The sequence below is a fragment of the Bacillus sp. FSL L8-0167 genome, from assembly GCF_038630295.1.
GTDB classification, from domain to species: Bacteria; Bacillota; Bacilli; order Bacillales; family Bacillaceae; genus Bacillus; species Bacillus safensis.
In genome coordinates, this window is sequence record NZ_CP152027.1 from 3,487,660 (window position 1) to 3,509,228 (window position 21,569).

The window sequence follows — 21,569 nt, forward strand, 5'->3', positions numbered from 1 at the left end:
TTTGCACAGCTTATATACCAACAGGCACAATATACATCCCTGTTTCTGCATCCTGTCTAATCGTGACGGACACATCATAAATGTGACGCACGTTTTCCTCTGTTAACACATCGTTTGGCTGTCCTTCACTGATAACCTGTCCATCCTTCATCGCTATGATGATATCGCTATAGCGGACAGCCTGATTCATGTCGTGCAGCACCATGACAATCGTTAATCCATGCACGGCATTCAGTTCACGGATCAGCTCAAGAATGTCAAATTGATAGTAAATATCCAAATAAGTTGTCGGTTCATCTAAGAAAAGGATTGGTGTTTTTTGCGCAAGCGCCATCGCAATCCATACACGCTGCCGCTCTCCACCTGACAGTGAGGCGAGCGGCACCTTTCGTTTTTCCGTTAGCTTTGTACTGGACAGCGCCCACTCTATGGCTCTCTCATCCTCTTCCTTGTCTCCTCCGCGCATCGTCTGGTACGGCGTTCTGCCGAATGCCACGACCCGTTCGATCGTTAAATCAAGCGGCGCTTCATTTTGCTGATGGACGACAGCGAGCTTTTTTGCCAGCTCCTTTGGCTTGAACGTATTCAGCGTTTGCCCGTCTAAGTGAATTTGCCCTTTATTTGGACAATGATTATTCGCCATTAAGGAAAGCAGTGTGGATTTTCCCGAGCCATTTGGACCGATAATGGTTGTGATTTTCCCCTTTTCAATCTGTGTTGTGACCGATTGAACAATGTCCTTCTGCTGATCATATGAGAATGACACCTCACGAATGTCCATGGAGACGGTCCCCCCTTCTTAATAAAAAGATCAGAAACGGCCCGCCAATCACGGCCATGATCGTAGAAGCTGGAATTTCATTTGGCGCCACAAGCGTCCTGCCAAGCGTATCAGCCGTTAAAATAAGCAAAGCCCCGCTTAACGCAGAAAATGGAATCAGTACCCGGTGATCCGAGCCGACGAGTCTTCTTGAAATATGCGGAATGAGCAAGCCGACAAAGGCTATCACGCCCGCTACTGCAGCTGTCACCGCCGCAAGTAAAACGGCTGTGATGGAAATCAAAAGGCGCATTCTGGTCACACGCAATCCTAAATTTTTCGCTGTCTTGTCCTGAAGAGCCAGGAGGTTGCACCATCTGCTGAAGAAGAGTGCAACGACAAGGCCGGCGACACCATAGATACCGATTAAACGGACATCTCCCCACGTTTTCATCGTGAGATTCGACTGCCCTGACTGATTAATTGTGATATTGAAATAGCTGCAAATGGTCACAAATGCTTCAGCCATCCCAGTAAACATGGCATTGATGGCGATCCCAACCAAGATCATGCGGATCGGGCTTAAACCACCCTTCCAAGACAGAACGTACACGAGGAAACACGCAATAGCCCCGCCTAAAACCGAAAATAAAGGAGAGTAGAAATAAAATTGAGGAAGCGCTGTAATCGCCATTAATGAAAAGAAGCTGGCTCCTGATGAAATGCCAATGACGCCGGCATCAGCTAACGGATTCCTCATGACCGACTGCAGCAGTACACCGGAGACAGATAAGGCGGCCCCTGTAAACATCGCGATAAGCATGCGGGGAATTCTCAAATCTTTAATGATTTCTACCTGTGCATGTTGACCGGTGATGAGCCCTTCTAATAATTCAAATGGGGTGACATGAATGCTCCCAGTAATGGCTGAATAAATAAATACGCAGACCAGTAAGAGACTGACTATCAGAAATAAAATCCCTGTTTTTTTCATCTTGAACGTCCTTTTATCATTAAGATTCGCCGCTTATGACGGATACAACATACGAGTCAATTCATCTAATGCTTCTGCTGCCTTTAAATTGCCTGTTGTCCCGAATAAGCTTTCTTCGAGGTCATACACCCGGTCTTGTTTGACCGCATTGAAATGTTTCCAGATGTCATTTGTTTTGAATTCTTGATCAAACATTTGGACGACTTCGTCTGGCATCCCATGTGCGGCACGGAGAATGATATCTGGATTGGCTTTTTGTAAATATTCCGTATTGGATGCCAAATACTCCATTTTCTCGCCTTTGACAATATTCTTTCCTCCTGCGATACGCACAAGATCACCAATATATGAATTCTCTGTCGCCACCAAATAACTGCCTGGCACACCAAGCAAAATCAGAACGGACGGCTTGCGTTTTCCTTTCGTTCTCTCTTGAATGTCTTTCTTTTTTTGCTCAAACTCAGACACAATGCGTTCAGCCTGCTTCTTTCTGTCATACTGATCTCCAAGCTTCGTGATGGCCTTCTCCATGTCAGCCATGCTCTCGAGATTTAGGTATGTGGCAGGGACACCTGCTTGCTGAAAGGGTGTCTCTAAATCATATTGAAGGGTTGTGACAGAAAGGACATCTGTCGGTTGAAGTGATTGGATGATTTCCATGTCCGGGCTCATTGGGTTACCGACTTCCGGCAGTCCTTTGTAACGAGCTGGCAAAGATTTTTGACTTGTTGGCACCCCGACAAGATCCACCTCTAAAGCATCCATGATCTCCGCAGCAGCTACAGTCGTTGCTACAATGCGCTCACTTGATTCAGCGCTTTTTTTGCCTTTTGCTGAGCTTTCAGCTGACTGTGAGCAGCCCGATAAGATCATGCACACACTGAAGGCAGCGATCAAGGTACATAATATTCGATGCTTCAAAAATAGAAGCCTCCTTTCGAAAAAAGAGAGTGGATGCGCCAGCATAAATGGCGCATCTCACATAAAATAAACAGTCTATCTTGTCCGTGTTTGATATTTTCTGACGAGTACCAATAACGAACCGCCGAATAAAAGAATATACACCCAAAGAAGAGAGGTATCTCCCGTTTTCGGATTCAGCTGTCCAGACTCAGATTTGGTTCGATCATCTGATGGCGTAAATGTCATCTGCTCCGCACCCGTTTCCTCAGGTACTGCATTCTCAAGTTGATTCGTTGGAGAAGCGTGATCATTTGGATTTTTGATAAAGCCGATACTCTCATCGTCTCCAATGACCGTTGAAATTCCGCTTCCCTCACCGAGAGCGATTCCTTTTGTGTCATAGACGAGTTTGACATCGTACTGCTCATGGTAGTTCGCAGCTGGAATATCAATTTTTACGCGTGCAGCCTGAGCTCCACTTAAACTTTTTGCTTCATATTGAATGACGCGTGTATCTGCTTTTTGATCTGTCTTCGCGACAAGTGTCTCCTCAAACTTTCCGCCTGTTCCTACTTGGAATGACGTGATCGCTGAGCTGTTCTTCACTGTATATGAAACGAAATGGCGGCCATTTTTTACAACCAGTGTCGCAGGACTCACAACGTAATCGTTCATACGAGAAAGCTCATCCTTGTCTGCTTTCTTCATTGAGAAAGGAAGCTTGTATACACCATCTTTTAGCTGAGCCGTCTCTTGATTTGCTTCGCCGTTATTTGTTTCTGTTGTTGGTGTGTTTGGTTTTGGTGTTTCTGGTGCAGCTGGTGTTTCTTCCTCTACCACCTGCCCGTCCTTCACTGGAGCGATACTCTTTGAATCAAATTGAAAACGAATATCGTAGGTTTGGTCATAGTTAGCGGCTGCTACTACAATGTGTACTTTTCCTTTTACCGCTTTTTTCAAATCATCTACATCAAATGAAACCACTCTTGTGTTCTTTGCTTCATCCTTGCTGACTGTTTTGGCTTCTTGATAAGAACCGTCTTTCTCTGTTTTCAAAGAAGCGACAGACTTATGGTCCTTCACCGTAAAGGAAATGGTTTGCTTTCCATTTTTGACAGTTAAGGATGCAGGATGTGAGAAGTAATCACTCATTCGAGATGACTCATCCGTATCCCCTTTTAGTACACTGTAATTAATACGATATACGCCATCTTTTAATTGATTTTGCGCGGAATCATCTGGTTTTGTGCCATTGTTATTACCTGGTTTTGTCGGTTGATCGTCTGGCTTTGTACCATTTTGATCATCCGGTTTTGTTTCGTTATCGTCTGGCTTTGTACCGTTTTGGTCATCCGGTTTTGTTTCGTTATCGTCTGGCTTTGTACCGTTTTGGTCATCTGGTTTTGTTTCGTTATCATCTGGTTTTGCAGGCGTAACGAGTGTGAGGCTGCTTTGATCGAATGCAAGCTGTACGTCATATGCTTCGTCATAAATAAAGCCGCCTAAATCCCAGTAAATTTTCACCCAGCCGTTTAATTTCGCTGATAAGTCGTCGACATTAAATTTGATCACACGTGTATTGGCTGTTTCGTCCTCACTGACCGTTTCAGTGGTAACGAGAGCACCATTTTGTTCGACCTTGAAATCTGTTATTTCTTTGCTTTGCTTCAGTGTGACATAGGCTGTTTTCTTGCCATTTTCCACAATCAGCTTAGCTGGCTTTTCTGTATAAGTATCCATCATGGACGCTTCTGTGCTGCCATTTTTTAAAACGGTGAATCCAACTGTGTATTCACCATCAACGAATGATGCCGCTTGAGCTGTTCCTTGAGGAATCTGAAACGCAGTCAACAAACTGAATAAAACGAGCAGAATGGCTGCCTTTAGATGAAAAAGACGTTTCAAATGGTGACACTTCCTTCCGTTAATGCTTGATGATCCACTTTCTTGCTAAAAACCCGCCTGAACATAAGACAAGCACAAGGAGCCACCCTGTCTGGCTTGTATCACCAGTTTGAGGATTTTCTTCTTGTTTCGTTGTGGATGAATCAGCTTTGTTCGTTGATTCTTTTGATGGCTGCTGACTTTCTGCTGCACCCGCTGATTGATTTGCATTGTTAGACGAAAGTGACTTGATGCTGCTTTCATCGAATTTCAGCTGAATGGTGTAATCATGATCATAATCAGCAGATTTCACAGTGACATGAATTTTTGACTTGATTGGTTTAGACAAGCTTTGAGCTTGGAACTGAACGAGCCTTGTATTGGCTTTTTTATTTGTTGAGAGAACGGTTGTATCGACATAGCCTCCATTTCCCGGTACTTTAAATTCCGTTACCCAGCTGCTATTTTTAATTGTCATTTGTATTGTCAGGTTCCCATTTTTCGCTATCACTTTTGCTGGTTTTAGCCAGTAATCATTTGCCATTGAGACCGCATTTCCTTCAGCTTTTAGCACTGTATAATTGACGGAGTATGTACCATCCTTTAATGCGGCAGCCTGTGCGTTTGAAAAAGGCAGCATAAGTGCCAGTAAAAAAACCGCCATGAAGACTGACAGCCTCATTCTTTTTTTCATCAAGCGAATTTCCTCCCTTTCTATTGAACAGATGCCGCATCAAACTTGAGGCGAATATCGTAATTGCCTGTATATCCGATAGCCGGTACAGTCACACTCACTTTTGCTTGTACGGCCTCAGTCAGGCTGTTCACATTGAATTCTACTGTTCTCTTATTCGCAGCTGTATTTGTACTAATCACCTTCGCATCTTTATAGACACCTTGATCGAGCGTTTTAAAGCTTGTGATCCAAGAGCTATTCGTTAACGTGACTTGCGCTTTGATTTTTCCATCCTTTACGACAAGCTTGGCTGGTTTTTCGAAATACGTATTCGCTGTTGAAGTCGAATCGCTATCAGCTTTCCATACCACATATTGCGCTGAATATTGACCATCTGCTAAGCCAGCTGCTGAGGCTGAGCTAACAGGAGCTAGAGCAAATAATAGAACAAAACTAAGGAATAATAGTACGGGTGACGTTGAACGAATGACTTTCATGTGAGCCCTCCTAAATGATATTGATAATTATTCTCAATAGACAATAAAAAAAATAACCTTCATAAGTGCTGGAACACACTTATAGATGATTATGATAATCATTATCAATTGAGTTGAAAAAATAAATCTTTGCTTCCTAAAGTCAAAGATGTCTGCTTCTAAATGATGGATGGATAAGAGTTTTAGGCAATCTGTCCCATTCATAATACCATGGCATAACCTCCATTCCATTACAGGGAAAAGAACCCTCTTCTCCTTGATATTATATAATGGGTGAAATAATTGTCAATATCATTTTTCATACTATTGTCTTAGTTTTCTGGAAAATCACACAAAAAAATTTCGATCAGACACACTGATCGAAATCGATTAAGAAGGAACATGTTCCTCTATTTTGCTGTTTTTACGCTCTAAAGACCATGCATACATTTCACGAATAATCGGTTCAGTTTTCTTTCCTTGCACTGTTAATTCGTATTCAATCCGCACTGGAATGTCGGGGTATACCTTTTTCTCAACAAGTCCCTCAGCTTCTAAATCCTTCAGCCTTTCTGATAGTAATCTTCCGCTGATGTTCATTTCATTTTCAAGCTGACAAAAACGCTTAGGCCCTGTCAGAAGCTGATTGATGATGAGAATGACCCACTTCTTGCCTAGAATCTCCATGGCATCTGTAATTGGGCAGCCATCTACTTGAGCCATATCTTACTCCCTCCTGCTTTTTTCTCTTTTTTTCATTATAACACAATTAATTACTTGAAATAAGTCACTAACTATTATATAGTTTAGTTACTAAAAGTAACAAGGTATTCATTTTTTATAGATTTTCAAAAACATTTGAACATGCCGATGCATATATCATGAAGGAGATGACCGAGCTTGAAGACAATTGAGCAGCTAAGATTGGGTGTGACAGAATTACAGGTGTCCAGCTTTGATCGTTCTTTACCTTTTTATACAGACATTTTAGGATTTTCTATATTAGAAAAAACAGATTCCACGGTGACACTTGGCAGCAATGCAAAGGAACCGATTCTTTTGTTAAAAGAAGATGCACAGCTCAAAGAGAAGCCTGATCATGAGCCAGGACTTTATCACTTTGCTGTTTTATTACCTACCAGAAAAAACCTGGGCACATGGCTGGCACATGTGATCAAAAAAGGCTATCCTTTAATTGGAGCAAGCGATCACTTTTTCAGTGAAGCCATTTATTTAAGTGATCCTGACGGCATTGGCGTAGAAATTTATGCTGACCGTCCTCAGGACATTTGGGTAGGTGAGCATGGAGAACTGAAAGGTGGCGGAAATGCGCCGCTTGATGGAGATGGACTCCTGCAGGAAGCCGCTGATACCACATGGGAAGGACTCCCTGCCGGCACAGTGATGGGACACTTGCATTTTCATCTCAACCCAGAAGAAGCAGATGCCTTTTATGTCCATACGCTCGGTTTTCATATCCGAATGGCTCCACCAGCAAGCCTATTTATCGCTGCTGGTGTGTACCACCACCACCTTGCCTTTAATGCATGGGGACGCGGACGAAAAGGAGCCATTGATCCACGTTTTTCAGGAATTAGAAGCTATACACTGGTTTTCCCAGAAGAAGCAGACAGACAATCCGTCATCGAACGCCTGACAAAAGCAGGCACTCAAGTCAACACGACAGGAAAAAGCAGCGAATTTGTTGATCCATTTGGCGTTCTCGTTCGTTTACAGATTGAAGAAACAGACTAAAAAGAAGGTGCAGAATATGGACAAACACACAGAACTTAAAACAGCCATATTAAAAGATAAAATCAAACGAGTACAGCAAGAAGACGGGTATATATATATCACTGGACCCATTAAACTGCCAGTGAATTTAGACGGCAGAACTGTCATGTTCAACTGGTATTCATGGTTAAAAGACGATGGAAAAGAGCCATTGACAGATGAAGCTTTAATTGAAAGCCTCTCGTCCCGCCAGCTTGCTGATCATCAGCAGTCAAGCGTTCTTGTATACGGGGATTTTGAGCAAGCTGACGAAGCCCTTATCCGCATGCATTCCATTTGCCACACTGGCGATATTTTCGGAAGCAAGCGCTGCGACTGCGGATTCCAATTGAAGCAGTCTATGCGAATGATTGAGGACAATGGGGCAGGAGCCCTGTTTTACTTAGCCAATCATGAAGGCCGCGGCATTGGTCTTTTCAGTAAAGCCATGGCTTATATTCTTCAAGAAAACGGCTACGATACAGTAGAAGCGAACGAAGCACTTGGTTTTGAAGATGACACACGTCAATACGAAGAAGCCATTGCCGTTCTTCAAACACTTCGTACAAAGCCAGTCAGACTCATTACCAATAATCCGAAAAAGACAGATGCGATCAGCCATGCAGGTTTATCTCTTTCTGGACGCATTCCGCTTTGGGGAGATGTCTCTGAATTTAACGAAAAATATTTGCAGACAAAAATCAACCGCTCAGGTCACATGAAGGCGGAGCAAGAGGTGCGTACGATTGCCACATCATGAGCGATATATGAAGCTAGCCCTTGATAATGCACGGGCAATGAAAGGTCAGACATCTCCGAACCCGCTCGTCGGGGCTGTGATTGTGCGAGAGAATGAAATTGTTGGAGTCGGTGCTCATATGAAAGCCGGTGAACCACATGCTGAAATTCATGCACTCAACATGGCCGGAGACAAAGCAAAAGGAGCCACTATTTATGTGACCCTCGAGCCTTGTTCCCACCATGGACGCACAGGCCCTTGCGCGGAAGCACTTGTAAAAGCCGGCGTCGAAACTGTTGTCGTGGCAGCACTTGATCCGAATCCGCTTGTCGCTGGCCGCGGGATTGCCATTTTACAAGACGCAGGCATTCAAGTCATCACGGGCGTACTTGAACAGGAATCCATTCTGATGAATGAAGTATTTAATCACTTTATTACAAAAAAAACACCTTTTGTGACGCTCAAAGCAGGCATTACCTTAGATGGAAAAATCGCCTCTGCCACGTCTGACAGCAAGTGGATTACATCTGAGACATCCCGTTATGACGCTCACCATATCCGCAGTATCAATGATGCGATTTTGGTCGGTGCTCAAACCGTCATTCACGATGATCCTTCATTAACTGCGCGGATTCCAAATGGGATTAATCCGATTCGAATTGTCTTAGACTCTAAGCTGTCAACACCACTGACAGCAAAGATCGTCACGGATCAGATGGCACCTACATGGATCTTTACAACAAAGCAAGCCGATAAGGAAAAACGAGCGGCTTTAGAAGAAGCTGGCGTCCGTGTCTTCATGACAGACAGCGACACGCGGGTGCCCCTGAAAGAAGTGCTTCAAGTGCTGGGAGAAAAAAATATCTCCTCTCTCATGATTGAAGGCGGCGGCCAGATTAACGCCTCATTCTTAGAGCAGCAGCTTGTAGATAAACTCGTCATCTATATGGCGCCTAAGCTCATTGGAGGACGACTTTCCCCTTCCTTTTTCGGAGGCGAAGGCATACGCCTCATGAGTGATGCCATTGAACTGGATCAACTCACCGTGGAACCACTCGGAAAAGATATCAAAATGACGGGCTATCCCGTTTATCAATAACAAACAGGCTGTCGAGAAAATCTCGACAGCCTTCTTTTTGTCTTCTTGTCTCTTCTCTCTAAAAACTCAATTCGATTCCCAAAAGGATCTTCTACATAAAACCGATTGGCTCCCTCCAATGGCTCATCTTCACTTATACGAATATGATACTTCAATAATGCCTCTTTTAATTCCGATAGACTCCTTACAAGAAAAGCCGGATGAGCTTTCTTTGCAGCTTGAAAATGTTCCTGAATGCCAATGTGAAGCTGATGATGACCGCATTGGAACCAGACACCTCCGCGTTTAGCTAAATTACTAGGCTTAGGTATTTCTTTCATCCCTAAAATTTCACCAAAAAACAAACGAGCTTTCTCTTCACTGCCTTTTGGGGCAGCTAGTTGAACATGGTCGATTCCAAAAAAGTTTGACATATTCCCTCTCCCTTTCTTTTCTCAATTGGTTTTTCTATGTAGGGTTTCTTAAGTTTTGCGTTGCTGAGCAATATTTGATTGTTACTTCATTGGCGGGCTTGATACTTTGAGTCTTTCATTGAGGTGTTTCTTACGATGTAGGGTTTGAATGACAATGCAGTATTTTTTTCAAAAACAGAACTCCCACGGTCATGAAAGTTCTGTCTATCTAAGTGTCTTGTAATGACAGTTGAAACCAAGACATATCATGTCAAGGTGTATGGGCGGTAAGTCATTTTGGCGAAACTTGTCGTAAAATGTTTCATGTGAAACATTGATCGTTACTTCCCTTCTACCAGCCTGCCAAAGCTTTCTGGTGAAAGTCCCGGTGAAATACGGACGCGGTGCAATGACATCATGCCTTGTTCCTTCTTCGCATGTCCTGGTTCAGTGGTGACAGCCATTTGATATCCGGCTTCCTTCGCCAGCTTCAACGTCTCTTCATTATAGCGCCCGACAGGATAGCTGACCATTCTCGTACGCTGAGAAAATCGCTGATCGAAGAATGTCTTTGATCCTTTTAACTCCTCTTCCTGCTGCTGCTTTGATAATCGATTGAGCTCTAAATGATGAATCGTATGACTCTCAATCGATATCCCAAGTGCCATCATCTCGTCCATTTGCTCATCCGTTAAGTGATTTGGACGGCCAATGGATTGCTCAATCATGAAAATCGTTGCTTTCATTTCATACTGCTTTAAAATCGGAAATGCCTTTGTATAGTTATCCGTATATCCATCATCAAATGTAATGAGGACACTCTTCTTACTTGGCATCGAATTTGTTGTGAAAACGCGGTACACCTCTTCTGGCGACAGTGTGACATAGTCGTTGTCCTTCAGCCATTTCATATGAGATGCAAATTCGCTCTTTGGCACACGTAACGAGTTGCCGCTTGAGATACTATGATACATCAAAATCGGAAGCTCGACCGGCTCCTTTTGCTTTATCCAGCTTTTTGTCTCTATCACTGCCGTTTCTTTTTTCTGCTGAATGTCTTTTGTTTGTATTCGACCCTTTTCCTCTTTGATGACTTGCTGGCTTCCTCCCGCCTGCTCCTTCATTCCCATACAGCCCGAAATGAGCAGCAGCATAAGACCAATCGTCATCAGCATACATGTTTTCTTCATTCACCAATCCTGCTTTCTCTTTATCTACCGAATGATTATAACAGAAATTGGTTATTCATTGACAACTATTTTGACAGGGTATTCATTTTTTTACACATTTCGATCATTTCGATGGCGAGCAGATGAATGGTCTCTGTTGTGAGCATTTGATCTTCTGCGTGTATGAGCAGTAAAGAAAAAGGAAGCTGTTCACCTGCCGCTTCTTTTTGAATCAGCGACAGATGCAGGTTGTGGATGCTTCGAAACGCTTCCTCCCCTTTTTCGATCAACTGCTGCGCTTTTTCAAAATCATCCGCTCTTGCTAGACGAATCGCTTCTACATAATGACTTCTTGCCTCGCCTGCATGGGCAATGATTTGAAAGGCTGCTCCCTGCATTTCCTCTAATACCGTCATCTGCTTCTCCTCCAATTATTCAAGATTCATTTGCTAGTTTCAGTGCATGCTCTAGAATTTTTTCTCCGTTTGCTGTTCCGTATAATCTTACATTGACGACATCGACAGGTATTTGATAGGGTGCCGCCGTTTTTTCAGCTGCTTTTTTCATAAAGCTTACTTGCGGTCCAAGTAAAATCGCCTGTACATCCTCTCCATGCTCTTCTAGTTCATCTGCAATGGCTCCTTCAGGTATAGCATAAATATAGTAATCCAGCCCTTTAGCTTCTGCGGCAGCCTTCATTTTGGACACCACAATAGACGTTGACATTCCTGCTGCACAAGCGAGAATGATTCGTTTCATTTCTCATCACTCCTATTGATAAATGACTTCTGTTTCAACCTGCAGTTCCCTTGTTTTGATTAACGTCTGGTACCAATACGCAGATGCTTTCAGCTGACGATTTCGTTCATTCTCCAGCTGGATTTCGACTAATCCGTAGCGGTTTTTAAAGGCATTCATCGGTGAGACATTGTCTGTAAATGCCCAAAGCATATAGCCTGTGCAATTTGATCCTTCTGCTTTCGCTTGAAGTGCCCGCTTCAAATGCTGGCTGATAAATGAAATGCGATACTGATCATCAATGATACCGTCTTCAGTTTTAAACCGTTCTTCCTTTTCTACACCCATGCCATTTTCGGCCACAAACCACTCAATATTTCCGTATTCTTCTTTTATTCTCATCCCCATATCATAGACAATCTTCGGGTAGATTTCCCAGCCTCTGAAAGGATTCATTTTTCTTCCTGGAAGCTCAAACATATCGTAATAATAGGATGGATGAAAAGGCGTCCCTTCGTTCCAAGCCTTACTCGGTGCCTTGACACGATGCGGATAGTACAAGTTAAGCCCAACAACATCCACCGTATGATTCTTGATGATCTGAAGCTCTTCCTCTGTGGAATCGAAAAGAATATCATGCTTTTTCAACACATCGATCAGTTCCTCTGGATACTCCCCTTTGATGGAAGGATCTAGGAACACTCGATTAAAAAACAAGTCATACATACGTGCCGCTTCTTGGTCATGGGGAGCAGACGATCTTGCATACGTCACTTCTGGATTGAGAATCACGCCGATTTTGGCTCCTGCCGATTCCTTCAAGCCCATCTCCTGAAACAGCTTCACCACTTTTGCTGTTGCCAGCGCTTTATGATAGTTCCACTGCATCCATTTCTTCGTATTTTGCTCAAACGGATATCGTATCGCATCTAGATAAACACGTGTCTGAACAACAATCGGTTCATTAAAACTAAACCAATGCTTGACTCGGTCTCCGTAGCGTTCAAACACCTTTTCTGCATAGAGAACAAACAGCTCGACAACATGCTTTGATGACCATCCGCCGTACTTCTCAAGCAAAACGGCAGGAAGTTCATAGTGCTCTAAGCAAAACATCGGCTCTACACCTGCTGCGATTAATTCATTGATCAGATCATCAATGTAACGAGCATAGGCCTCATCCACTATCCCATTCTCGTAATCTATGAGAAACCTCGACCAATTGATCGATGTCCTGTAATGTGTCAGCCCAATCTCTTTCATTAAAGCTACATCTTCAGGGTAGCGCTCGTAAAAGTTTGTCGCACCAGCAGGACCATAGCCTTCGTGCCACACGTGATATCCTTCCTTATACCATAAGTCGATGTACGAGTCCTGATGCGCCCGCTTTCCCTTCCATCCCTCGGTCTGCCAAGCAGAAGCCGCAGCACCTAGGATAAAATCAATTGGAATCTCAATTCTGTTCATGTCGCCGCCTCCCTTTTCTTCGTCTGAATGTTTATTCTGAATCTGGTGCTGCTTCTGGCTTGCGATTAGACAATAGAACAAACGGTAAATAGATGAAAACAGCAACTCCAATGCAGATAAGCTGTGTGATGACAGCGCCCATACTGCCAGCGGTGGACAGCCATGCATTCACAAGCGGTGGTGTCGTCCATGGCACCATCACGACCGCTTTTCCAGCGAATCCTGTAGCCGTCGCAATATACCCAATCGTACCGGTCACAAGGGGCGTGACGATAAATGGAATCGCCATCACAGGGTTTAGCATCACAGGTAATCCAAAAATAACGGGTTCATTGATGTTGAACAGTCCGGGTCCTGATGAAAGCTTGGCAATACTTCGCATCTCTTCCCTTCTCCCAGCAATAAAAATCGCAACCAAAAGACCAATGGTCACACCTGAACCACCGATGCTCATATACACATCCCAAAACGGCATCGTGATGATATTCGGTATCTCTTTTCCCTCTTGAAATGCTGTCATATTCACTGCAATCGATCCTAATAAGAGCGGCTCCCGGATCGGCTTAATCATCTGGTTGCCATGGATGCCGATCACCCAGAAAAATTGCGCCACAAACATCAACGTTAAAATCCCAGGCAGCCCCTGTACAACACTTTCTAACGGACGCTGCACCACGTTATACACTGCTTCATGCAAATAAATGCCTGTCACACGATGAAATGCAAAGCCGAATGAACTAATGATTGTAATTGTAATGATCGATGGGAAAAGTGACGAAAAAGATGTTGCCACATTCGACGGAACCGAATCCGGCATCTTGATTTGCAGCCATTTCACCTCGGTCAGCTTACAAAAAATCTCCACAGATACGATCGCAATGATCATCCCTAAAAATAAGCTTTTTGGATCAGAAAATTGTCTTGCCAACACGTCAACAACCTCACGCATCGATCCATCGACTTCAAGAAGAAGTGTCGTTGGAATAACAGATATAAATGAAATCAATGCCATCAATCCTGGGAACAGAGACTTGTGACCGTTGATTTTCCCAAGCTCAATCCCAATGAGGAACACAGCCCCAATGGTTAAAAAGTTCAGCGTGGCATAATTGATTGCCTTCATAATAGGCTGAAGCTCTGCTAAAAACCTGAATATCTCAAAATGAGCAAGCCCTGTCTCCGGGCTCATAATCATATTCGCCACCAGTACAGCAAAAGCTCCTGTAATGATGATCGGCATCAGTGTGACAAATGCCTGTTTAATCGCCATAATATATTTCTGGTTGGTGATGCGATAAGCCACATGCCCCATGACATCTGCCGCTTTCTCCTTGAAGCTCATGATCCGTCTCCCCCTTTGCAAAAACTCGTGATCATCCTCCTTTTTGATGTTATTTTAAAAGCGCTTTCATTAACATCTAATCTTTTTCCTCACAGATGCGGAAATGGGTGCCGCGTTTTTTCATTTGGATGCTCCAATACTTGAAGCGCAGCTGTCAGTTCTTCAAATGAAGCGGCTTTGATGAGCTGTTCCACCACTTCCTTCCGTTCTGTCAGCCGCACAAGAAATTGATAAAGCGACTGTAATTCTTTTTGATACGTCTTCTGGATGCTTAACAAGCATACGACTTGTACTCGATCTTCTCCCCACAGTACCGGCTTTTTCAACGTACAGATCGCACAAAACGTGTCATCTGTTGCCGGTTTAATTGGATGAGGAATCGCAACCAAATGACCGAAAGATGTGGGTGATACTTGCTCTCTTTCTAGCAATAATTGTTCAAACTCGTCTGGGATTCGATGCTGCTCCTTTAGCACGTTCACAAAAAATTGAAGAACCTCTTCCCTTGAATGGAGATCTTGCTGAAAAAATGTCAGCGCCGGACTCACATACCGCAAAACTCCTGTATCCTGTGAATTCTGCACAAATCGTTTCAGCCGCACAATATCATCGTCACTTAGAATCGTATGTACATCAATGACTGGCACCGGCAATGTATTCTGAAACGGAATGGTACTAATAATAAAATCAATTCTTCTTAAATCATACAAAGGAAGTTCCCCGACACTTGCAGTTCCAGCGATCTCCAGCCTTCCGTTAAAAGCTGCCGTGAGTTTATGAAGAAGAAGCTGGCTGCTGGCGACACCCGTCGCACACACAATAAGACATGTCTTTCTTACATGCTGTGATTTTGTCCGCTCGATTGCAGCCCCAATATGAAGCGCCAAATATCCGATTTCATCCTCAGGAATTTCAACACCCTCTTTTTCCTTCAGCCATCTGCCCATATAAACACCCGCCTCAAACGCAATGGGATAATGCCTTTTAATGTCTGGTAAATAAGGATTTCGGATGTTCATATCGTATCTAAAGCGATGAATCGCAGAACGCAAATGAAGACTTAAACCAACGATCAGCTCCTTATCAAACTGAATATCAAGTGACATGTGCTCTTCTACATAAGCAAGCAATTGGTGAGTGAAACGAAAATGGTCTTCGTCCAGCAGATGAAATAGCGTATGGCCAGCCTCTCCATATGCCATCATCTTTGCTCCCATTAAGTGAATCGCAATGTACGCCATTTCAGATAACGGAAAATCAATCGCTAATACGCGGCGAATATCTTCTGCCATTTGTTGAGCTACCTGAAAAACTGGCTGCACTTGAATTTCTTTCAATTCCGCTTCTGGCATCTTGACCAGCTTTTTTTCTTCAATTCGTTTGCATGCGATGGCAATGTGGGTCACTAAATTACTTAAACCGATTTCTGATAGATGAAGTCCGGTAGCTTTTGTACGTGAACGCACGATGTCCTGAATCAATTGATACGTTTCTTCAGGTAACAGTGCAGCATTCGCATGCTCCTGCTGAAACACATGCTCTGCCATACAATATCTTAATTTCATTTCATCGCCTGTCAGACGAAGGCCATATTTAGGCCGGTGCGATATAGAAAGTCCATGCAATGAAAACAAGTGCCTGACAGCTTTCAAATCATTTTTCACTGTAGATTCACTCACAAATAATTCCTCTGCCAATCCCTCTAGTTTGATATAGTCTTCTGACAGAAGCAGCCTTTTTAATAGATAAGCCACACGGTCCTCAGGCTGATTGGGAATGGACGGTTCCTTTTTCTCATTCCTTTCTCTCAGTGAGGTTTTCAAAAATGTACGAAATGCTCCATAATCTTCAACGCTCAATGTATACCCTGCCCCGCGTTTAATATGCAGTGCGGCACCATGTTCTTCTAAGATCACTTTAAGCGCTTTCATATCTGTGCGGATGGTTCGTGATGTGACTCCGATCACACGGGCAATTTCTTCACTTGTCAGTTCCTGCTCCGCTTGCATCAATCGTTTCAGAAGCTCCTCCTGACGTAGAGATAGCATGGGCTCTCCTCCCTTGGCATTTACTTTTGCCTATCATCATAAACGAAAATAGAACTCTTTGCCCAGTATTTCTTTCAAATCGGGAACCTTGATATGGCTCATTCGTATGAATATGAAACTAGAGGAGGGATGCATCATGGGTACTTTTATGTTTGTTATCATATTCGTTTTTTTAGGAGCCATCATTGCCAGCTTGTTCGCATCAAATGATAAACGTGCATCTGCTAAGCGATCTGCACATCATAGCTCAACGACAAGCACTTATACTGATTCGTATACCCATCACGCTTCTGAAGCCTCCTGTGGGAGTGATTCAGGTGACAGCGGCGGTGGTGGATGTGACTAAACAAAAAAACAGCCGCCTTTTAAGAGACGGCTGTTTCGTTTATGGTTTTAAAGAGCTTTCCAGCCCCGTTCAATCAAATGTTTAACATCCTTTGCAAAATCCTCGCCCTTTTCCATCACGTCCTGAGCTCTTCCTGCAAAGTTACTGGCAACAGCCAGCTCCATTTTTTTCAATTCAAAGTGTAAGATTTTCTGATCAATCTCTGTTATATATTTTTCATATTCATTGTTGACGACGTCGTGCATCACGCTGTAAGCATCTTTCCGGTGGCGATGAAAGTCGGTTCCTCTCTCGCCTTTCCATGACGAATCTAGTGCAGGCTTCTTAATTTCTTTGATATCTGACTGGGCAAGATCTTGTTCTGTTCGAATATTACTTTTGGCTGTCTTTAACCGAGAGATCATTTCGTCAAATTCTGCACGTTTGTTCTCAATTCCCATATGCAGATGGTGCAGCATCTCGGATAAACTCATGTCATCCACCTCTATCTGACCTCATACGAAAGCACGGCGTGAGCGCCTTTGGAAACCATCGACTCACTTGATTTTTCCAATCCTGACATTTCTATCGTTCTGCTTTCATTAAGTATAGTATAAGGCGAAAAGCCTCAGGCTTAAATAGGGAAAAGGTGTCCTTTTAGCGACGCGTTTGGAAGAAAAACGGAATAATACAAGGTCTTACACCCTGAATTTTATATGAGACTTTAATACCACAATCGCATTATGTCAATGGTACCCATAAATAAAAGCGATTGTGCTGATTATTTTGCAGCAATCGCTTCGTCTTGTTCTTTTAATGTTTTCACGTTAGAGCGTGTATCCTGAACATTTTTAATTAAGGCTTCTTTAAAGCTTGAGACCATTTCGCTCACTTCTGCTTCACGTGCCGTCCACTTGGTTACAAATTCAAGGCTGTTTTCACCCGCTTTATCTGCTGCTTTTTTCATCGCTAAAGCTTCGACGGCTTGGGAGACTTCATCTAGCTTATCCATAACTGTTTGGTAGTTTAACTTAATTTGTCCCATTGTGATATCCTCCAGATTTGTTCAGCATGAAACTCGTTTACAAGCTGCTCCATGCTTTTGAGATCAAGCGTTTTGCGTCCTCTACTGCGTCTTCTCCTTTTTCAGCAAGACGTGCGGCGTCTCCAGCTAAGGAACTGGCAAAGGATAACGCAGCTTGTTCTGCTTCTAATGTACTGATTTTGAATTCGATACGGCTCACGTAGCGTGGGTATTGATCGTTCACGATCGTTTGCAGCGCATCATGTGCTTCATTTCGGTCTGTTTTGAAATCCTGGCTTCGCTCACCTTTCCAAGAGGTCCCAAGCTTTGGCTGCTTGATTTGCTTTAAATCTGTTTCTGCCGCATCTTGTTCACGTTCAACCTTGCTTTTCGCCTTTTTGAGTCGAGCAATTTTCTCTTCAATTTCTGCTTTTTTATTTGAAATGCCACCGTTAAGGGCAGACAGCATATCCGATAAGCTCATATGGGTTCCTCCTCCTGTCCAAAAATAAAAACGCTGCTTAGAGTCCCTCTAAACGAGCGTAAGGTGAATAGCACTTTTTCCAATATTGTTATTATAAGGTTCAAAGACTCATGTTTGAATAGGGATTTGTGCCCTTTTTATGGGATAAATATGCTTTCATTCTGCTTTACACCACCCCTTTCGACCTCTTTTATTGGAGGTCTAAATTCCTGTTCGTTTGTTATATGCCACATATAGTCTCACAGTCCTAGGACAAACAAAGCCGCCCCCGTTCAGGAGCGGCTTTTGCAAACGGCTTATGAGGCCGATTCTTCTCTTTCTTGTTGATCTTTCACGTACCAAATGAATTTACCCGTATATCCGTAAATGATCGCAAGACCAATGGCGACAAAGCTCAACCACATAAATGGTAAATAAGAGAATGTCGATACGCCAAGAATTCCTGCCATGTAAATACCGTTATCTGACCAAGGAACCATACCAGACGTAAGCGTACCACCGACCTCAGAGTTTCTGGATAAAACTCGTCTGTCTAACTTTAATTTATCGTAGCTCTTTTCCATAATTTTTGGTGTAAGGATAATTGATACATACATTGCACAACCAAAAATGTTAGCAAAAAATGCAACAAGAATTGTGGAAAGAGTAACATTTCCCGCATTGTGGAGTTTTTTCTCAAAGGTTGAGACAATGACTTTCAATACACCCAGATGTTCCAATACTCCCCCGAAACCAAGCCCAAGAATAATCACTACCAAAGAGCCAAGCATGTTGACCATTCCACCACGATTGAGAAGCTGGTTTAGAAAGTCTACATCTGATTGAATTGAAAATCCATTGTATGCTGCACCAATTGCATCACTAGGATTCGCACCTTGAAACGCAAAGGCCCAGATCGCCCCAAACAAAGCACCGATTGCAATAACCGGCAGAGCAGGCTTTTTCATGACAAGTAAAACCACGACAATTAGAGCTGGAATAAGCATCCATACATTAATATTGAATGTATCGAGCAACGCATTCTTTAAGTATTCAACCTTTTCTTGATCAATATTACGTCCTCCATAGATAAAACCAGTGACCGTAAACATAATAGCAGTAATAACAAAGGCAGGAATGGATAAGACCATCATGGCTCTTACATGCGCCAGAACTTCAACCTTTGATAAGGACGAGGCGAGAACTGTACTATCAGACAGTGGAGAAAGCTTGTCTCCAAAATAAGCACCTGACAAGACGGCACCTGCAACGATTGGGAGAGGAATCCCTAAACCTTCACCAATGGCAATCATGGCAATCCCAGCTGTACCAACTGTTCCCCAAGACGTCCCTGTAGCGACAGACATAATGGCACAAATAATGAGTGTTGCTAGTAAAAAGATATTTGGATGAATAAATTCAAGACCATAATAGATCAGTGTCGGTACGACTCCGCCAGCGATCCAAGTTCCAATTAAAGCACCTACAGCAAGTAAAATCAAAACAGCATCTAATCCATTTGATATCCCTTTTGTAATAGCACCCTGTAAATCCTTGTAGGCGTGTCCTAAATGAAGACCAAGTCCAATTGCTAGAAACCATGAAATAAATAAGGCCAATTGGATATCCAAGTTAAAATAAATAGTAAATGATAAGACAATCGCCAAAAATAAACCTAGTACGGCGATGATCTCCACCATAGATGGCAAGCGAACCGATTTCAATGTTGTTTCCTCCCTTTGTGCGTGCGTTAAGCGTTTTCAAAATATTGTGAAAAAAGTGTGTCAATTCGAAAGAAAGTGAATTGCCTGTTTTTCTCTTTTTCACAGGCAATTCCACATATTAATAAAATAAAATTTTTGATATTATTATCGCTCTAGGAGCTCTGCACCCGCAATACCAGGCTTTGTCATCTCGTATGGATTTAAGATAATATCAAGTTCTTCCTCCGTTAAAACATCGTACTGCAAGCAAAGATCTCTGATCGATTGTCCTGTTAAAATGGCTTCTCTTGCAATTCTAGCGGCTGCTTCATAGCCTAAGTGAGGGTTCACGGCAGTGATCACGCCTGCACTTTTTTCTACATATTCTTTCAAACGTATTTCATTTGCTTCAATGTCCGCTAAGCAATGATCTGTGAATGAGCGGAATCCGTTATTCATTATACTAATAGATTGAAGCAAGTTAAAGACCAGAACAGGCTCCATCACATTTAACTCAAGCTGGCCTGCTTCAGAAGCAAGACAGATCGTGTGGTCGTTCCCAATGACTTGGAATGCGATTTGGTTAATGAGCTCTGCCATGACTGGATTGACTTTCCCAGGCATGATGGATGATCCAGGCTGGCGGGCCGGCAATGCGATTTCAGCAAGACCTGCGCGCGGACCAGATGCCATTAAGCGAAGGTCATTGGCAATCTTAGACATGTTCATCATACATACTTTTAAAGCGGCGGATACTTCTGTGTAAGCATCTGTATTTTGCGTTGCATCCACGAGATGCTCTGCGCCTACAAGAGGAAGACCAGATATATCAGCGAGCTTCTTCACCACGATTTCAATATAACGAGGATCTGCGTTTAAGCCTGTCCCAACTGCTGTTGCACCCATATTGACTTCATATAAATGCTGTTTTGATTGGTTGATCCGCTTAATATCACGGCTCAGCACGCGGCTGTAAGCTTCAAATTCCTGTCCCAAACGGATTGGAACAGCATCTTGAAGGTGCGTACGTCCCATTTTGATCACATGATCGAATTCTTTCGCTTTCTTTTGAAAGACGTCCTGCATGACTTGCATCGTTTCAAGCAGAATGTCTAACTGCTTGAGCACAGCAATGTGGATCGCCGTTGGGAATGAGTCATTCGTTGATTGCGACATGTTCACATGTGTGTTTGGGCTTAAATGGATGTATTCACCCTTTTGATGTCCCATGATTTCTAGCGCTCTGTTTCCAATCACTTCATTGGCATTCATATTCATGGACGTTCCTGCGCCGCCTTGAATTGGATCGACAATAAAGTACTCGTGCAGCTTGCCTTCAATGACTTCATCAGACGCTTGAACGATGGCATTTCCAATTCCCTCATATAAACGTCCAACTTCCATATTGGCTTGAGCTGCTGCTTTTTTCACGATGGCAAAGGCTCTAATTAGTTCCTCGTGCATCCGATATCCTGTAATCGGGAAATTCTCTTTTGCACGGAGGGTTTGAACCCCATAATACACGTCTGCTGGAATTTCTTTTTCACCAAGAAAATCCTTCTCATAGCGATAAGTTGCTTGAACCATCTCTTAT

Annotated in this window: 23 protein-coding genes; 4 read left to right on the forward strand and 19 right to left on the reverse strand. The window is 43.1% G+C overall.

Annotated elements, in window-relative coordinates; translation table 11 throughout:
• Nucleotides 1–10: 10 nt before the first annotated feature.
• The 7 genes from MHB66_RS18040 to MHB66_RS18070 all read right to left on the reverse strand — a co-directional run bounded on the left by MHB66_RS18040 (nt 11) and on the right by MHB66_RS18070 (nt 6,416).
• Nucleotides 11–781, reverse strand: a complete 771-nt coding sequence (locus MHB66_RS18040) for an ABC transporter ATP-binding protein (RefSeq protein ID WP_046312781.1) — start codon at nt 779–781, stop codon at nt 11–13.
• A complete protein-coding gene (locus MHB66_RS18045; RefSeq protein WP_046312779.1) occupies nt 768–1,754 on the reverse strand; it encodes an iron ABC transporter permease in 987 nt (328 codons plus the stop codon). The genes MHB66_RS18040 and MHB66_RS18045 overlap by 14 nt, the downstream gene beginning before the upstream one ends.
• Before the next feature lie 33 nt (nt 1,755–1,787).
• Nucleotides 1,788–2,675, reverse strand: coding sequence for a heme ABC transporter substrate-binding protein IsdE (isdE, locus tag MHB66_RS18050; RefSeq protein WP_046312776.1), 888 nt, complete (start codon nt 2,673–2,675; stop codon nt 1,788–1,790).
• A gap of 75 nt (nt 2,676–2,750) precedes the next feature.
• A complete protein-coding gene (locus tag MHB66_RS18055) occupies nt 2,751–4,562 on the reverse strand; it encodes an NEAT domain-containing protein (RefSeq protein ID WP_046312774.1) in 1,812 nt (603 codons plus the stop codon).
• 19 nt (nt 4,563–4,581) lie between these two features.
• Nucleotides 4,582–5,235 carry a heme uptake protein IsdC gene (gene isdC / locus MHB66_RS18060; protein ID WP_046312772.1) on the reverse strand — a complete coding sequence of 218 codons (654 nt, stop codon included), beginning with the start codon at nt 5,233–5,235 and terminating at the stop codon, nt 4,582–4,584.
• A 20-nt stretch (nt 5,236–5,255) separates the two neighbouring features.
• Nucleotides 5,256–5,714, reverse strand: a complete 459-nt coding sequence (locus tag MHB66_RS18065) for an NEAT domain-containing protein (protein WP_046312769.1) — start codon at nt 5,712–5,714, stop codon at nt 5,256–5,258.
• Between the two features lie 369 nt (nt 5,715–6,083).
• Nucleotides 6,084–6,416: a helix-turn-helix domain-containing protein gene (locus MHB66_RS18070; protein ID WP_034281352.1), complete on the reverse strand. Its 333-nt coding sequence runs from the start codon at nt 6,414–6,416 to the stop codon at nt 6,084–6,086.
• A 177-nt stretch (nt 6,417–6,593) separates the two neighbouring features.
• On the opposite strand from MHB66_RS18070, the gene MHB66_RS18075 reads away from it, so the two are divergent.
• Genes MHB66_RS18075 through ribD form a run of 3 tightly spaced genes read left to right on the forward strand, consistent with a single transcriptional unit; the run spans nt 6,594 to nt 9,304 of the window.
• The gene (locus tag MHB66_RS18075) at nt 6,594–7,448 is read left to right on the forward strand and encodes a VOC family protein (protein WP_046312763.1); all 855 of its coding nucleotides are present in this window, start codon (nt 6,594–6,596) and stop codon (nt 7,446–7,448) included.
• A 16-nt stretch (nt 7,449–7,464) separates the two neighbouring features.
• Nucleotides 7,465–8,226, forward strand: coding sequence for a GTP cyclohydrolase II (locus tag MHB66_RS18080; RefSeq protein ID WP_041118240.1), 762 nt, complete (start codon nt 7,465–7,467; stop codon nt 8,224–8,226).
• The gene (gene ribD, locus MHB66_RS18085) at nt 8,213–9,304 is read left to right on the forward strand and encodes a bifunctional diaminohydroxyphosphoribosylaminopyrimidine deaminase/5-amino-6-(5-phosphoribosylamino)uracil reductase RibD (protein ID WP_046312760.1); all 1,092 of its coding nucleotides are present in this window, start codon (nt 8,213–8,215) and stop codon (nt 9,302–9,304) included. Before MHB66_RS18080 ends, ribD begins: the two co-directional genes overlap by 14 nt.
• On the opposite strand, the gene MHB66_RS18090 is transcribed toward ribD, so the two are convergent.
• The 7 genes from MHB66_RS18090 to MHB66_RS18120 all read right to left on the reverse strand — a co-directional run bounded on the left by MHB66_RS18090 (nt 9,298) and on the right by MHB66_RS18120 (nt 16,460).
• A complete protein-coding gene (locus MHB66_RS18090) occupies nt 9,298–9,717 on the reverse strand; it encodes a VOC family protein (protein ID WP_046312757.1) in 420 nt (139 codons plus the stop codon). The genes ribD and MHB66_RS18090 overlap by 7 nt on opposite strands.
• A 320-nt stretch (nt 9,718–10,037) precedes the next feature.
• On the reverse strand, nt 10,038–10,871 hold the full coding sequence (locus MHB66_RS18095; protein WP_235362378.1) for a polysaccharide deacetylase family protein: 834 nt from the start codon (nt 10,869–10,871) through the stop codon (nt 10,038–10,040).
• 80 nt (nt 10,872–10,951) lie between these two features.
• A complete protein-coding gene (locus MHB66_RS18100; RefSeq protein ID WP_024423898.1) occupies nt 10,952–11,281 on the reverse strand; it encodes a PTS lactose/cellobiose transporter subunit IIA in 330 nt (109 codons plus the stop codon).
• Nucleotides 11,282–11,300: 19 nt separating this feature from the next.
• Nucleotides 11,301–11,624: a PTS sugar transporter subunit IIB gene (locus MHB66_RS18105; RefSeq protein WP_024423899.1), complete on the reverse strand. Its 324-nt coding sequence runs from the start codon at nt 11,622–11,624 to the stop codon at nt 11,301–11,303.
• Nucleotides 11,625–11,636: 12 nt separating this feature from the next.
• Complete coding sequence (locus tag MHB66_RS18110) at nt 11,637–13,070, reverse strand: glycoside hydrolase family 1 protein (protein ID WP_046312751.1); 1,434 nt, start codon at nt 13,068–13,070, stop codon at nt 11,637–11,639.
• Between the two features lie 31 nt (nt 13,071–13,101).
• Entirely contained in the window at nt 13,102–14,412 is a 1,311-nt protein-coding gene (locus MHB66_RS18115) for a PTS transporter subunit EIIC (protein WP_046312749.1), read from the reverse strand.
• Nucleotides 14,413–14,501: 89 nt separating this feature from the next.
• Nucleotides 14,502–16,460: a BglG family transcription antiterminator gene (locus tag MHB66_RS18120; RefSeq protein WP_046312747.1), complete on the reverse strand. Its 1,959-nt coding sequence runs from the start codon at nt 16,458–16,460 to the stop codon at nt 14,502–14,504.
• A 136-nt stretch (nt 16,461–16,596) separates the two neighbouring features.
• Here MHB66_RS18120 and MHB66_RS18125 point away from each other — a divergent pair, with 136 nt between their 5' ends.
• Nucleotides 16,597–16,806: a hypothetical protein gene (locus tag MHB66_RS18125; RefSeq protein ID WP_046312745.1), complete on the forward strand. Its 210-nt coding sequence runs from the start codon at nt 16,597–16,599 to the stop codon at nt 16,804–16,806.
• 47 nt (nt 16,807–16,853) lie between these two features.
• Here the strand turns inward: MHB66_RS18125 and MHB66_RS18130 are convergent, their stop codons facing one another.
• From MHB66_RS18130 to aspA, 5 genes are all read right to left on the reverse strand, one after another.
• Nucleotides 16,854–17,279: a DUF5082 family protein gene (locus MHB66_RS18130; RefSeq protein WP_024423904.1), complete on the reverse strand. Its 426-nt coding sequence runs from the start codon at nt 17,277–17,279 to the stop codon at nt 16,854–16,856.
• Nucleotides 17,280–17,566: 287 nt separating this feature from the next.
• Nucleotides 17,567–17,830, reverse strand: a complete 264-nt coding sequence (locus tag MHB66_RS18135; protein ID WP_024423905.1) for a YwqI/YxiC family protein — start codon at nt 17,828–17,830, stop codon at nt 17,567–17,569.
• A gap of 37 nt (nt 17,831–17,867) precedes the next feature.
• Nucleotides 17,868–18,293 (reverse strand): DUF5082 family protein, encoded by a 426-nt coding sequence (locus MHB66_RS18140; protein ID WP_024423906.1) that lies wholly within the window; start codon nt 18,291–18,293, stop codon nt 17,868–17,870.
• A gap of 296 nt (nt 18,294–18,589) precedes the next feature.
• Nucleotides 18,590–19,996, reverse strand: coding sequence for a Na+/H+ antiporter NhaC (nhaC, locus tag MHB66_RS18145; RefSeq protein ID WP_041118258.1), 1,407 nt, complete (start codon nt 19,994–19,996; stop codon nt 18,590–18,592).
• A gap of 144 nt (nt 19,997–20,140) precedes the next feature.
• Nucleotides 20,141–21,562: an aspartate ammonia-lyase gene (aspA, locus tag MHB66_RS18150; RefSeq protein WP_034624136.1), complete on the reverse strand. Its 1,422-nt coding sequence runs from the start codon at nt 21,560–21,562 to the stop codon at nt 20,141–20,143.
• Nucleotides 21,563–21,569: the final 7 nt, after the last annotated feature.

Coding starts and splice junctions, on each gene's coding strand:
- MHB66_RS18065 (WP_046312769.1), bottom strand. CDS start 5,714: ATGAAAGTCATTCGTTCAACGTCACCCGTACTATTATTCCTTAGTTTT.
- aspA (WP_034624136.1), bottom strand. CDS start 21,562: ATGGTTCAAGCAACTTATCGCTATGAGAAGGATTTTCTTGGTGAAAAA.
- MHB66_RS18110 (WP_046312751.1), bottom strand. CDS start 13,070: ATGAACAGAATTGAGATTCCAATTGATTTTATCCTAGGTGCTGCGGCT.
- MHB66_RS18115 (WP_046312749.1), bottom strand. CDS start 14,412: ATGAGCTTCAAGGAGAAAGCGGCAGATGTCATGGGGCATGTGGCTTAT.
- MHB66_RS18070 (WP_034281352.1), bottom strand. CDS start 6,416: ATGGCTCAAGTAGATGGCTGCCCAATTACAGATGCCATGGAGATTCTA.
- MHB66_RS18045 (WP_046312779.1), bottom strand. CDS start 1,754: ATGAAAAAAACAGGGATTTTATTTCTGATAGTCAGTCTCTTACTGGTC.
- MHB66_RS18095 (WP_235362378.1), bottom strand. CDS start 10,871: ATGCTGATGACGATTGGTCTTATGCTGCTGCTCATTTCGGGCTGTATG.
- MHB66_RS18125 (WP_046312745.1), top strand. CDS start 16,597: ATGGGTACTTTTATGTTTGTTATCATATTCGTTTTTTTAGGAGCCATC.
- MHB66_RS18090 (WP_046312757.1), bottom strand. CDS start 9,717: ATGTCAAACTTTTTTGGAATCGACCATGTTCAACTAGCTGCCCCAAAA.
- MHB66_RS18100 (WP_024423898.1), bottom strand. CDS start 11,281: ATGACGGTATTAGAGGAAATGCAGGGAGCAGCCTTTCAAATCATTGCC.
- MHB66_RS18130 (WP_024423904.1), bottom strand. CDS start 17,279: ATGAGTTTATCCGAGATGCTGCACCATCTGCATATGGGAATTGAGAAC.
- isdC (WP_046312772.1), bottom strand. CDS start 5,235: ATGAAAAAAAGAATGAGGCTGTCAGTCTTCATGGCGGTTTTTTTACTG.
- MHB66_RS18040 (WP_046312781.1), bottom strand. CDS start 781: ATGGACATTCGTGAGGTGTCATTCTCATATGATCAGCAGAAGGACATT.
- MHB66_RS18080 (WP_041118240.1), top strand. CDS start 7,465: ATGGACAAACACACAGAACTTAAAACAGCCATATTAAAAGATAAAATC.
- MHB66_RS18135 (WP_024423905.1), bottom strand. CDS start 17,830: ATGGGACAAATTAAGTTAAACTACCAAACAGTTATGGATAAGCTAGAT.
- MHB66_RS18140 (WP_024423906.1), bottom strand. CDS start 18,293: ATGAGCTTATCGGATATGCTGTCTGCCCTTAACGGTGGCATTTCAAAT.
- MHB66_RS18105 (WP_024423899.1), bottom strand. CDS start 11,624: ATGAAACGAATCATTCTCGCTTGTGCAGCAGGAATGTCAACGTCTATT.
- MHB66_RS18120 (WP_046312747.1), bottom strand. CDS start 16,460: ATGCTATCTCTACGTCAGGAGGAGCTTCTGAAACGATTGATGCAAGCG.